The 13,858-nt window shown below is 35.4% G+C and carries 9 protein-coding genes; 1 reads left to right on the top strand and 8 read right to left on the bottom strand.

Features of this window, described 5'->3' with window-relative positions:
* Positions 1-10 precede the first annotated feature (10 nt).
* The 7 genes from lepB to pheT all read right to left on the bottom strand — a co-directional run bounded on the left by lepB (position 11) and on the right by pheT (position 11,635).
* Positions 11-1,615 carry a signal peptidase I gene (gene lepB, locus HMPREF9071_RS08660; RefSeq protein WP_009746247.1) on the bottom strand — a complete coding sequence of 535 codons (1,605 nt, stop codon included), beginning with the start codon at positions 1,613-1,615 and terminating at the stop codon, positions 11-13.
* Between the two features lie 151 nt (positions 1,616-1,766).
* Positions 1,767-2,495 (bottom strand): iron-sulfur cluster repair di-iron protein, encoded by a 729-nt coding sequence (ric, locus tag HMPREF9071_RS08665; RefSeq protein WP_009746248.1) that lies wholly within the window; start codon positions 2,493-2,495, stop codon positions 1,767-1,769.
* Between the two features lie 314 nt (positions 2,496-2,809).
* Positions 2,810-5,608 (bottom strand): 2-oxoglutarate dehydrogenase E1 component, encoded by a 2,799-nt coding sequence (locus tag HMPREF9071_RS08670; protein WP_009746249.1) that lies wholly within the window; start codon positions 5,606-5,608, stop codon positions 2,810-2,812.
* A gap of 146 nt (positions 5,609-5,754) precedes the next feature.
* Positions 5,755-6,633 carry a lysophospholipid acyltransferase family protein gene (locus HMPREF9071_RS08675; RefSeq protein ID WP_009746250.1) on the bottom strand — a complete coding sequence of 293 codons (879 nt, stop codon included), beginning with the start codon at positions 6,631-6,633 and terminating at the stop codon, positions 5,755-5,757.
* An 18-nt stretch (positions 6,634-6,651) separates the two neighbouring features.
* Positions 6,652-8,502 carry a 2-oxo acid dehydrogenase subunit E2 gene (locus tag HMPREF9071_RS12680; RefSeq protein ID WP_009746251.1) on the bottom strand — a complete coding sequence of 617 codons (1,851 nt, stop codon included), beginning with the start codon at positions 8,500-8,502 and terminating at the stop codon, positions 6,652-6,654.
* A gap of 81 nt (positions 8,503-8,583) precedes the next feature.
* On the bottom strand, positions 8,584-9,192 hold the full coding sequence (recR, locus tag HMPREF9071_RS08685) for a recombination mediator RecR (protein WP_009746252.1): 609 nt from the start codon (positions 9,190-9,192) through the stop codon (positions 8,584-8,586).
* Positions 9,193-9,208: 16 nt separating this feature from the next.
* Positions 9,209-11,635: a phenylalanine--tRNA ligase subunit beta gene (pheT, locus tag HMPREF9071_RS08690; RefSeq protein WP_009746253.1), complete on the bottom strand. Its 2,427-nt coding sequence runs from the start codon at positions 11,633-11,635 to the stop codon at positions 9,209-9,211.
* Positions 11,636-11,847: 212 nt separating this feature from the next.
* On the opposite strand from pheT, the gene HMPREF9071_RS08695 reads away from it, so the two are divergent.
* Positions 11,848-12,657, top strand: a complete 810-nt coding sequence (locus HMPREF9071_RS08695) for a hypothetical protein (RefSeq protein ID WP_009746254.1) — start codon at positions 11,848-11,850, stop codon at positions 12,655-12,657.
* Between the two features lie 280 nt (positions 12,658-12,937).
* Here the strand turns inward: HMPREF9071_RS08695 and HMPREF9071_RS08700 are convergent, their stop codons facing one another.
* Positions 12,938-13,852, bottom strand: coding sequence for a hypothetical protein (locus HMPREF9071_RS08700; RefSeq protein ID WP_009746256.1), 915 nt, complete (start codon positions 13,850-13,852; stop codon positions 12,938-12,940).
* Between the last annotated feature and the right edge of the window lie 6 nt (positions 13,853-13,858).

Here is a 13,858-nt window from a genome sequence, read left to right on the forward strand (position 1 = left end):
TGTAAGAGTGTTATTTCTTAATCTTAGTTTTTCCTTTACGCCTTTTTCTATACACCTCATAACCAATGTAACTCAAAATACCTATTCCCAATACCCAATAAAGATAAGAGACAGGTTCTCCTTCTCCATTAACAGTAGTAAAGAGTCTGTTCCAACGAATTTTGTTAAAACCAGAGGCATTGCTATCCCAGCTCATCCAGATAAGTACAGGTTTACCTACAATATGATCAAAAGGCACAAAGCCCCAATAGCGGCTATCCTCAGAGTTATGTCGATTGTCACCCATCATCCAATAATAATCCTGAAGGAAAGTATAAGTGGTCGCCTTATGTCCATTTACATATATATCATTCCCTTTTACTTCCAATTTATTTCCTTCATACTCTGTAATAATACGCTTATACAAAGGTAAATTCTCTACAGAAAGTTGTATTGTTTTACCTTGTGCAGGAATCTCCACAGGACCAAAATTATCTTCACTCCAAGCAAAGTTCTTACTGTGAGGAAAAATAGCTGGATTATATTCCTTAGGAGTTAGAATTTTAGTTACACTTTCTACATGAGGTAATTGACGTATCTTTTCTGCTACTTCCTCAGTAGCGGATTGAACAAGGAACTCTGTTTTATCTCTGAAGATAGAAGCATCTGTGATTCCAAAGTTCTGAAACAGAAAAACTGGAAGCAACTGTTCTGCTGTATATTGCCCTCCATAGAGTCCCATAAGATAACCTTCAAACTGAGGAGAGACGTGTACACTATAGGAAGTTTGTAACTTAGCCCTTACAGGATAACGTTCTTTGTTTCCATTGATAAAAACCTCTCCATCACGTATCTCTAACTTATCTCCAGCTATAGCCACTGCTCTTTTCACGTAGTGTGATTTCTTATCCACAGGCTTATAAGCATAAATTCCTGAAGGATCACGAAAGAAACGCACAGTATCCACAGGCCAGTTAAATACCACAATATCATTACGTTTTACTTTCTCAAGAGCCGGTAAACGCAAATAAGGCAATTGAAAATGAGACAAATATGATTTAATTCCTACTAGAGGTAAAGTATCATGTACCATAGGAGTAGAGAGAGGTGTCATTGGAAGACGTGCCCCATAATGAAACTTACTCACAAAAAGGAAATCCCCCACCAAAAGGGTTTTTTCCAAAGAGGAAGTAGGGATTGTATAAGGTTGAATAAAGTAGGTATGAATGGCAGATGCAGCTACCACAGCATAAATAATTCCATTGAGCCATGAGGGAACATTCTCTGCAATAATTGCTTCATTTTTTCCTACATATTGAGTCTTAGGTTGGTAAGTTATATATCCCAAATAAAGTCCTAACGTAAATATAGCTATAAGTGTATAACGCTTTTTGCGATAGCCAAAAACATGCAGCCACTCATACGCCAATACTATTGCCATAATATTCCCTATCACAGGCAGATATACTAAGAATATCCACCACCAAGGACGTTGAATAATCTTAAAAAGAATAAGCATATTCCATACAGGGACAAAAGCTTGCCAGCCCTTATATCCTGCTTTCTGGTAACCTTTCCATAGAAGGATCCCCTGTAGGAGTTGAACTCCTAAAAAAACAATAAGATAAGTTAACATAGATAATTGCGATAATTCTGTTATCAAATAATCCAATACTCTAATAAAGAGTTTAAGCGCACAAAGATAGAACTATTTATGCTTTTATACAAAAAAACTACTTAGAAAATTTCTAAGTAGTTTTCTCCTTAAATCAAATTGCTATGAGTTATTAAGCGTTTCTCTCTCGTAATTTCTTCTCTAATTCAATGGCTTTAGGAAACAAAACATTATTCTCTAAATGAATATGTCGGTGCAAATCATTCTCAAACTCTTCCAACATAGAGAAAGTAACTTGATAGGTATTACAAGCATCCGCAGGAGGATTATATCCTTGAGTAAGTTCCGCTATCTTAGCAAAACGATCTCCTTCTACAGTATGGTCATGCTTCATCATCTCAATAGGGTTCTCTATAGTTCCAAAATGAGTAGCTTCCAATGGTTCTCCTGTTTGAGATGCTTTCACCAATTTTTCTATAAAAGGGAAAAGTACTCGTTCTTCTTTTTGAAAATGTTCCGCCAAATCATGAGCACTTTCAGTAAAAAGATCCTTAATTTCAAACAATTCAGGATGTCTTTCTCCGTGCACCTTACAAATCTTATCAAGAAATTGTAATAAGATAGGTGTTTTCTCTCTTACATATTCATGATGTATTTTTACAATATAGTTGGCTAACAAATCCAGTGGCCACCCACTTACATCCACCATCTCTTCTTTCCCTGAAGGTAAAGCGGCAAGTTCTTCTATAAGTTCTTTCTCTGATTCCTTCTTTTTTTCACAAGCTTCTTCTATCGTTCTTCCTCCACGACAACAAAAGTCTATTTCATATTTTTTAAAGATTGCTGCAGTACGAAAATCATCTGCTACTATCTCTCCAATTGTTTTATTCTTAAAATCCATCTTATTTTAAAATTTTTGGCAAAGGTACAAATTAATTTTTACTCTATCTCTATAAAAATACATAAAAATCCTTTTTTAACTATTTGAAAATATTTAAAAACACACTACATGCTTATTATAAATAATTTACATATTATAGATAATTCTACATTAACAAATAATAACATTAAAAAATAAAATGAATCAAGAATCAGAGAAAGCAAACAGATATAGATTTTCCTTATATTAGAATCTATTTTTATAAGGATCATATAAAAAATTAAAAGGGAAAGTACTGAAAGTCTCTCCCTTTTTCTCAGAAATAATCTATTATCTTATATAGCTAAGAAAACTTTATCAATAGCTTCTTGATGACGCGCTTTGTGTCGCATAGGACTACCCGGTGCTGGAGCGGCATAAGCATCCATTGCTGCTACTCTCCATTTTACCATATCAAAGTTCATAAGCATATATCCGTAAGCTCCCATATTCTTAGGTTCTTCCTGTGCCCATACATAGTCAGTTATATTAGGATAACGAGCAATCGTTTCTTTCAATTGTTCAGTAGGCAATGGGAATAACTGCTCTATACGTACCAAGGCAACATCTCTTCTATCTAATTTTTCACGTTCTGCTAGCAAATCATAATAGAATCGTCCTGAACAGAACACAAGTGTAGTTACCTCTTCAGGATTCACTTGAGTATCATCTAACACTTCTTGGAAATGCCCATTTGTAAGCTCCTCAACGGAAGAAATTACTAAGGGATGTCTTAGGAGACTCTTTGGAGAAAGTGCAATAAGAGGTTTTCTGAAAGGAGCTTTAAGTTGTCGGCGGAGCAAATGATAGAGGTTAGCTGGAGTAGTACAATTGGTAACAAACATATTCTGAGAAGCACACAATTGTAAATAACGTTCCAAACGAGCAGAAGAGTGTTCCGCCCCTTGTCCTTCATAACCATGAGGAAGTAACATCACCAATCCACTTTGATTCTTCCATTTGTCCTCTCCACAAGATATATACTGATCTATCATGATCTGAGCTCCATTGGCAAAATCACCGAACTGAGCCTCCCAGATAGTAAGTGTTTGTGGAGAAGAAAGTGCATAACCATATTCAAAACCCAATACTCCATATTCAGATAATAAGGAGTTATACACATAGAATGTTCCTCCTCCTCCTTCATTTTTGATACGAGTAAGAGGAATAATCTCTTCTTCTGTATCCTCTACCTTAACTACTGCATGACGATGAGAGAATGTACCTCTACCCACATCTTCCCCAGAGAGACGTACATCATGACCTTCAGCCAAGAGTGTCGCAAATGCTAAATGTTCAGCCATTCCCCAGTCTACTTTCTGTTGTTCAAAGTAAAGATTGTGTCGTTCTCTAATAATTTTAGTTATCTTATTAATAAATTTTTTGTCCTCAGGCAAAGTGGTTATAAGAGAAGCCAGTGCATCAAGTTTCTCTCTTTCAAAAGAAGTATCTACCCTTAGGAGCATATCCTGCTGAGAGGCAATATGATCAAAGCCTTTCCATTCATTTTGCATAATAGGATTTATAATGGTAAGATCCTTTAAGCGAGAAGCCTCCAATTCTGTATCCAAATGATTACGGTAATTCTCTTCATACGCCTCTATCTCCTTAGCTGAGATTATCCCCTGATTCACTAGCTTTTCGGTATAGATAACTGTTGGATTGCTGTGATTTCCTATAAGTTTATATAAAGCTGGCTGCGTAAATCTTGGCTCATCTCCCTCATTATGTCCATATTTTCTATAACCAATTACATCAAGGAATATATCTTGGCCAAAAGTCATACGATAATCCAAGGCAAGAAGCATAACACGAACAACAGCTTCTGTGTCATCTGCATTTACATGTAAAATTGGTATTTGGAATCCCTTAGCAATATCTGTACAATAGGTAGTAGAACGGGAATCTGAAGGATTGGTCGTGAATCCTATTTGATTATTAATCACTATATGAATAGTTCCATGAGTTTTATACCCACGCAAGCGTTCCATCTGCATTACTTCATATACAATTCCTTGCCCTGATACGGCTGCATCCCCATGCACTACTATTGGCAATACCTTAGAAGGGTTTTCTTTATAATGGTTATCTTGCTTAGCCCGTGTAATTCCCTGTAATACTGCACTAACTGTTTCTAAGTGTGAAGGATTCGGTGCTAAGTTCAATATTACTTCACCTCCTTTTTCCGTTGTATGAAGAGTCGTAAGTCCTAAGTGATACTTTACATCTCCATCAAATTCAGGATTTTCATAATCCTTCCCATCAAATTCGGAAAATACATCTTGAAGATTTTTTCCTAAAATATTAATAAGAACATTGAGTCGACCACGGTGAGCCATTCCTATCACTACTTCTTTAACTTCTTTCTGGTCAGTAGCCGTTTCTATAAGAGCATCCAAAGCAGGTATCACTGCCTCATTTCCCTCCAATGAAAAACGTTTCTGTCCTACATATTTATTATGGAAGAAGTTCTCTAAGGTCGTGGATTCTGCTATTTTTTTCAGAATACGAACTTTTTCTTCTTTAGAGAAATCTGCTGTAAAAGACTTAGAGTACAATTTACTTTGAAACCACTTCCTTTCTTCAGGAGAATCTAAATGTTCAAATTCTATTCCAATAGTTTGTGTAAAGGTATCCTGTAGTTTTTTCAGAATTACACTTAAAGTAGAAGGTTCTAATTGCAACTCTTTTGCTGCATCAAACACTGTATTCAGATCAGCTTGGGAAAGTCCAAAACTCTCTAAATCAAGGGAGACAACGGTTGTTTTACGTTCTTTCAGAGGATCAATCTGAGCAAATAAGTGTCCATATTGTTGATAAGCCTTGATAAGATTCAGTACTCTCAATTCCTTTTCAACCTTACCAGAAAGAGGTATGGCAACTTCCTGAGGAGTTTCTACAGGGATTGTCCTGCTTGTCTGTTCTGAAGATTCTATTTCAAAGAAATTCTCTCCATAACTCTCACGAGCAAAATCAAATCCTTGAAAAAAAGCTCTCCAACTAGCCTCTACCGAATCTGGATTCTCCAAATATTGGTCATATAGATCTGCAAAAAACTGTGTGTTTGCTGCATTAAGAAAAGAATATTTATCCATAGGGGAATATATTTTTAAAAATTTCTTACAATTATATTAAGGGCAAATATACAAAAAATAATCATAAAAATAGCATGCTTTTCTATATTTTTTACTCATAGTTTATAAATAATATTTTTATCTAATAATAGTTGCTATTTTAGAATTTAATCATGAATTTTTGCATGTTTGAAGCGATTATGTGTCCATAAATAATATTGAGGAGCTTTTCTTATCTGTGCTTCTAACATATTGGTAAAAGTATCTGTTATTTCGTATTTTGCTGTTAGGGATGGTTCTTGGGAAATTATGGTAAAAGTAGCTTCATAATAACCTCTCTTTACCTTTTGGATATCACAGAAAACCACTGGAAGATTAAACTGTTTAGCAATACGCTCCGCACCCGTGAATACAGGTACTGTTATCCCCATAAAACTACGCCAATATCCCTTAGGAGAATCAGAAGGGGATTGATCACTAGCAAGTCCGTAAGCACATAATTCACCTCTGTGCTGTTGCTTACGTATCTCTTCTATCGCCCTATAGCGAGAAATAAGATAACTATGGAACTTTTCCCTGAGATTACGTATAAACTGGTCAAAGTATCTGTTTGTAATAGGTGTATATAAGGCATAGGAAGTATGAGGAATCTGAGAAGCCAAAGAAAGTAACCATTCATAGCTATTATAATGCCCACACATAATAATAAAACTTTGCCTTTTTTGAAAAAAAATATTTAAAAGTTCCTTATTAGGAAATACCATTCTTTGCTGCATTTCTTTTTGGGAAAAAGCCATAGTTTTGAGCATTTCCAAAAAAATATCACAAAAATGATGATAAAACTCTTTTTCTATTTTCTTTATTTCAGCAAATGTTTTCTCAGGAAAAGAAAGTAACAAATTATTCCTTACTATCTTTCTTCTATAACCAATCACTCTATAAATAATAAAGTAGAGACCATCAGAAAGTCCATACAAAAGCCTATTAGGTAATCGTGAGATCACCCAAAGAAAAGGATAAATAAGGATAAAAACGAGCAATTGCATTGAAATATTATAGCCGGATTATACCTCTCTATTATTATCCCAATTTTCAAGATATTGAGCAACTCGTTGTACAAACATACCTCCCAATGCTCCGTTAATCACTCTATGATCAAAACTATGAGAAAGCATAAGCTTATAACGTATAGCTATAACATCTCCTTCAGGAGTTTCCACCACTGCAGGAACTTTTTGTATAGCACCAATAGCTAAAATACCTGATTCCGGTTGGTTTAGTATAGGGGTGCCAAAGAGATTACCAAAGGCTCCAATATTAGTTACTGTATAAGTACCTCCCTTTACCTCTTCAGGCTTAAGCTTATTCTCACGAGCACGCTTAGCCAAATCATTCACATTCTTAGCTAGACCTACTAAACTTAATTGATCCGCATTCTTTATCACTGGTACTATTAAATCCCCATTAGGAAGCGCAGTCGCCATTCCTATATTGATATTCTTTTTCTTGAAAATACGCTCTCCATCTGTAGAAATATTCATTAAAGGAAAATCACGTAACGCTTTAGCCACTGCTTCAATAAAAATAGGGGTAAATGTAAGTTTTTCTCCTTCACGAACCTCAAACTGTTTCTTGTATTTGTTACGCCAATTCCAAATACGAGTAACATCCACCTCAATAAAGCTAGTTGCATGAGCCGCTATCTTCTTGCTTTCACTCATATAGTTAGCAATCAGTTTACCCATACGAGTCATCTCTATCACCTCTACATTCTCATCTACTGGAGAAGGTGTATAGGTAGTAGGTTTTTCTTCTGGCTTGTTCTCTGGTATTTGTAAAGTATTATTAGGCACCTCTGTAGTGGACACTTTCTTTACTTCTTCTTTTGTAGACTTCTGAGGAGATTCATCTTTAGTGTGTGTTGCAGTAAATGTTTTCATGAAATCCGCTATATCTGGATACTTTACTTCTTCTTGTACGGGTATTTCAGGAATAGGCACCTTTTCTTGTTCAAGAGTAGATGTAGCTAAAACCTCTTTCTCTGTCCTATTCTGATTAGGAAGTCCTTCTTGCACTTGAGTTTGGGCTTCATTCATTTGCACTTGAGATTCTGATATAGGATGTGCCAGAGAAGATATCATTGGTTCCTTTTGAGAAGGAATTGACTGCTCTTTGACATTTACTTGAGGATCATGCACCTCTATTTTATCATCAGTAGGAATAGAACTTTCCCTAGACAAATTCTCCTGAGTAGAGACAGGAGTCTCCTCAACAGATTGCTGCACTGGTATAGGTTCTTTTTCTTCCCTTGGTTGTACAATTCCCTTTCTTGCCTCAATATAACGTAAAATATCATATTTGGTAACACGTCCTTCGGCTCCTGTTCCTTTTATAGAAGCTAATTCATCCTGAGAAATATTCTCCTCTTTTGCTATAGTTCTTACTAATGGAGAATAAAAAGTATTCATTCCACTTTCCTCCTTAGAGGCAATTGTAGGTACAGAAGTTGGCAAGTAAGGTACCTGTTGTATTATCTGCTTTTGTTCATCACTGAGTTCTTCCTCCTTAGTCTCCAAAGGAGATTTTTCTTCTTGAGTAGAAATTACAGAAACTTCTGTCACAGAAGGTTGTAGCGACTCTGGCATAGAAATAGGTGCTATAGTAGGCTGTTGCACTTCGGTTTCTATAATAGCCATAAGCTGTCCCACTTTAACTACTGTTTTTTCAGGAGTTAAAATATCCATAATTATCCCTGATACTTCACTAGGAATCTCAGAATCTACCTTATCGGTGGCTACTTCCACCAAAATATCATCAACCTGTACTGTATCTCCTACCTTTTTAAGCCAAGAAGAAACTGTTGCTTCTTCCACACTTTCCCCCATTTGAGGTAATTTTAGCTCATATCTTGCCATTTTTAATTCTTTTTAAACTGTTCAGAATCATGTTACTCTTAAAAGGTGAAATTTATTATCTACCTTTAATTTTATTACAAATTACTGTACCTCAAAGGGTATGCGATGAAGAATACTTCTACCCAAAGTTACCTCATCGGTATATTCCAATTCATCTCCTACAGAAATTCCTCTTGCTATGGTGGAAATAGTAATATCAAGACCTTCCAATTGTTTGAATATATAAAAGTTGGTCGTATCTCCTTCCATTGTATTACTCAATGCAAAAATAATTTCCTTCACTGTTCCTTCCTTAGCCTTTTTTACTAAAGAAGCAATATGTAGCTCATTAGGTCCTATTCCATCTATCGGTGATATCCTACCACCAAGTACATGGTACAAACCATTATATTGTCCTGTGTTCTCTATTGCCATTACATCACGTACATCCTCCACTACACAAATTACAGAAGGATCACGATTGAAACTGGCACAAATTTCACAAATTTCAGTATCCGATATATTATGACAATTTTTACAATAAGTAATTTCATTACGAAATCTCACTAAAGAATTTGCCAATTGTTCTACTTGTCCATTAGGTTGTTTGAGCAAATGTAATGCCAACCGAAGGGCTGTACGCTTACCTATTCCTGGTAATTGAGATATTTCATATACTGCATTTTCCAATAATTTGGAAGAAAAGTTCATAATTTCTTATGGTTAATTAAGACCGTAATTCCGCTCCTACTTCCTTACTAAATGTATCAAGCAAAACATTCATGACCTTATCAATCTGTTTATCTGTTAGAGTTTTATTCTTATCTTGAAGGACAAAGCTAAGCGCATAACTCTTCTTTCCTTTAGGAAGTTTATCTCCTTGATAAACATCAAATAAAGAAACCTTCTTAAGAAGTTCCTTTTCCGTTTTAAAAGCTATCTGATAGAGTTGTTCAAAAAGAACATTTTCATCCAAAAGTAGTGCCAAATCTCGGCGCACTTCAGGGTATTTAGGAATCTCTGTGTAAAATACTTTCTTCGAAAGATTCTCCAATACTTTATCCCAACTAATATCTGCAAAGAAAACCTCCTGCTTAATATCAAAATAATTTAAAATACTCCTTTTCACCTCTCCAAGGGATGCTAAATGTATCTTTCCCAAACTAAGCTGAATACCTTCTTGAAAAACAGATTCATCAGTAGGACTTTCAACAACCTCCTTAATACCTAAGCGCTCAAGGATCCTCATTATATATGCCTTCAGATAATAGAAATTCGTTCTCTGGGTAGGAGCATTCCACATTTCAGGATATACATTTCCTGTAAGAAAAAGTGTAAGATGCTTAGGCTCCTCAAAATTATCTCCTATCCTATGATAAGTTTTACCAAACTCAAAGAGAGCCAAATCACTACGCTTACGATTATTATTATAAGCAATAGTTTCCAATCCTGAGAATAGCATATTCTGCCGCATTACTGCCAAATCTTGACTTAATGGATTGAGTATAGCGACTGCTTGATTGGGATCAATATCTGTAGAAAGTTCATTATATTTTGCTGTAGTAAGGCTATTATTCATTATTTCAAAAAAGCCCTGTCCTGCAAGCTGTGCACCTATGATATTCTGTATATTAGTATCCTCATACTTACTAGAATGAGCCATAGTAGCACTTACTTTGGAAGAATACTCTATTTTGTTATAGCCATATACACGCAGTATCTCCTCTATCACATCTACATCACGCTGTACATCTACTCGATATGAGGGTACAGTGAGTCCCATTCCTATTTCAGTAATACTATTAATTTGAATATCCAAAGAGTGAAGAATGCTTTTAATTTCATCACGAGGAATTACCTGCCCTATAAGATTATCTATTTTTTCATAAGTCAAGAACACTTTGAAATCCTCTATCTTCTTAGGATAGAAATCAATCACATCAGAGGAAATTTCTCCTCCTGCCAATTTTTTAATAAGAATAGCAGCACGTAAAAGTGCATATTTGCAAGTATCCACATTGATGCCTCTTTCAAACCGAAAAGAAGCGTCTGTACTAATTCCATATCGTTTCGCTGTTTTACGAATAGCTATAGGGTTAAAGTAAGCACTCTCCAAGAAAATATGAGTAGTATCTTGGCTTACTCCTGAATTATTACCTCCGAGTACCCCTGCAAGGCATAAAGGCTTGTCCATATCACAGATAACCAAATCCTCAGCGGAAAGACTGCGATCTACTCCATCCAAAGTTTGAATTCTCTCTCCCTCTGTGGCGTTACGTACAATTATCTTCTTACCTGAGATATGTAAGGCATCAAAGACATGTAAAGGTTGTCCCAAATCATGAAGTACATAATTGGTTGCATCTACCACATTATTCTTAGGAATGATTCCTATGGCTCTCAATCTGTTCTGTAACCAAGCAGGTGAAGGAGCTACCTTAATGTTAGAGATACTCACTCCACAATAACGCGGAGCTAATTCTTTGTTATCTACTAAAACATCTATTTTAAGTAATCGGTTATTAACAAAAAAATCAGTTACTGAAGGGGTAATAATTTCTTTATTAATTCCTTGTTGTAAGAGTCCTGCTCTAAGATCACGAGCCACTCCCAGATGGCTCATAGCGTCAGCACGATTAGGAGTAAGCCCTATTTCAAAGATCACATCAGAGACCACATTGAACACCTCACCACAAGGCTTCCCATTAGGTAAGGTATTCTCCAAAACTATAATGCCTTCATGGTTATCTCCTAAGCCAAGTTCATCTTCTGCACATATCATTCCAAAGCTCTCCTTTCCTCTTATCTTTCCCTTTTTTATCTTAAAAGGAACTCCTTCCTTATCATAGAGTGTTGTACCTATGGTAGCAACAGCCACCTTTTGTCCTTGGGCTACATTAGGAGCACCACATACTATAGGGACTACCCCTCCCTCTCCTAAGTCTACCTTAGTAAGGCTCAACTTATCTGCATTAGGATGCTTAACACATTCCAATACTTCACCTACCACTACTCCTGCAAGTCCTCCTTTTATACTTTCATAAGTAGTTATACCTTCCACTTCCAAACCTAAGTCTGTAAGAATCTCACCTACTTTTTCTTTAGGTAAGTCAATCTTAAGAAAGTCCTTAATCCAATTATATGAGATTTTCATAAAATGATGCTATGTTTTGGAGTCGCAAAATTACTATATTTTATTGTAATGAGAAAATTTTTTTTAATTGAATACATAATATCTTTATTTGATAATTAAGTATTCTTTCTAATATAATTATAATTAAAAGAATTAAACAAAACATTTTCAGCAATTTTGTAAGAATAAAAATATTGTATCTTTGCCTTTCAAAAAAAGTAATTTATAAAAAAATGAAAAAATTAGGATTAATCTTGCTTTTAGCAAGTACCATAGCCTTTAGTCAAAACAAAAAAAATGGTTGGGATGCTGTCAAACTTAAAGGAAAGGTAAAGATATATCGTATATTAGATTATCGAATAGATGAAGATGGGAAGCCTTTCAAAGGCAACTCAGAACTCCTAATAGAATTCAGTCCTGTAGGGAGAACTACTAAAATTCAAATCAATAATAACGGAGTAATCATGTCCTATCATGACACCTATAATGATCAAGGGTATTTAGTAGAATCAGTTTCAAAAGATGAAGATAACAAAACCTTTTCTACCAATCTTTACGAATATGATAACAAAGGCAATCGAATTAGGAACGACCTGCTCACCGCTGAAGGGAATCTTTCTATGAGTACTTTCTCAAAATATAATGATAAAAGTTTACTTATAGAGAAATCTAAATGTGTAAGAGGAAAATGTGATGAGAAAACTACTTTTACCTATGATAAGAAGGGATTTCTTATTCAAGAGGATAAGTATAAAAAGAATGTACTTACCAGTAAAACTCTTTATAAGAATGATGCTACAGGAAATCCTTTGGAAAAGTTCCTCTATGATTCCTCTGATAAGCTCTTAAAGAAAGTAACTTCTAAGTATGATATTCAGGGTAATGAGATAGAGACTATTACCTATGAAGGTGATGGAACCATCTCAGAAAAGAAGACCTATCTTTACGAATATGACAAGATGAAGAACTGGACGAAGAAAACCGAATTTCACAATGGGGAACTCTTTTCAATCATTGAACAACAATTTGAATATTATAAGTAATAAAAGAGAGGGAGAGGCTACCCTTTTCGGACAGTTTCTTTTTTTGTATTCTATAGATTATCAACCTGGGTTTTGCTTCCATTTTCCTTTTATCTCATCTATCTTAGTAACCATCCTTTTCTCAGGATTATAGGACTGATGGAGAGTCTTATATACATAGACTTGTTTGCTTAAGAGCTTTTGTAGCTGCTGAATACTACCCTAACTACCAATGCTTCTGCTGTGCCTGTAAAGAGAAGCAAAGCAATAGGAAAATTATTGAACATATTTTCATATCAATTTAATTAGTTAATTTGTTGATTTGCTCATTCTTAATAGGCGAGTAGAAATAACGATCTTCGTAGATAAATTCGTAGCCTCCTAAGGCCTTATGTCTGTACACTTTTTTAGAAAGAATGGCATTCTTAGGCTGTCGGTTTTCATTATTTTTTTTCCATTTGTCTAAGACTTCCTCATAAGGAATATCGGGGGCATAGGTATATACCCTTTTTTCTTCTTTTTTAAGTCCTATATTGGAATCTCTCGGTTCGTACAGTTCCAATTCATGGATATTTCCTAAATCATCATAGGAGAGTTTTTGCTTATCTCTATAGCCATTCTCCCTTATATACAGTTTTTCTATAGCCTCCCCTTTACTGTTATACCTCACTTGGGGGGGTACACCTTTCTTGTAGGTTGTCTCTTGTATAGAGAAATGATACCATTCCTTGGGAGGGTCATAGGTAATGCCTCCCCAACCTTTTTCAGTATTATCTCGACTCTCATCTTTTTTGAGATATAACTTCCCGTCTATATTCTCAAAATAGAAGGTCCTAAAGGATTGCCAGTCTCCTTTTTCATTTTTATCATATATTCTCTCTTGGATTTCCGCTCCCATATATACATAATGGATCATTTCCCGCTCCCGCCAGCTTTCAGTAGCTCGGTCGTACTTATAGACTAACTTACTCAGTAGGCTATCTTGCGGGCTATACTCACATACATACTTATACTTATCGTTCCATTTTCCTTTTATCTCATCTATCATGGTAACCGTCCTTGTCTTGGGATCATAGGACTGATGGAGGGTCTTATATATATACTCTGTCTTATCCGAATGGAACTGGATCTGCTGGATACTATCCAATTGCCAATGTTTCTGCTGTGCTTGTAAAGAGAAGCAAAGCAATAGGAAAATTATTGAAACTATCTTCATAAGAGT

This window comes from Capnocytophaga sp. oral taxon 338 str. F0234 (assembly GCF_000192225.1).
Lineage (GTDB): Bacteria > Bacteroidota > Bacteroidia > Flavobacteriales > Flavobacteriaceae > Capnocytophaga.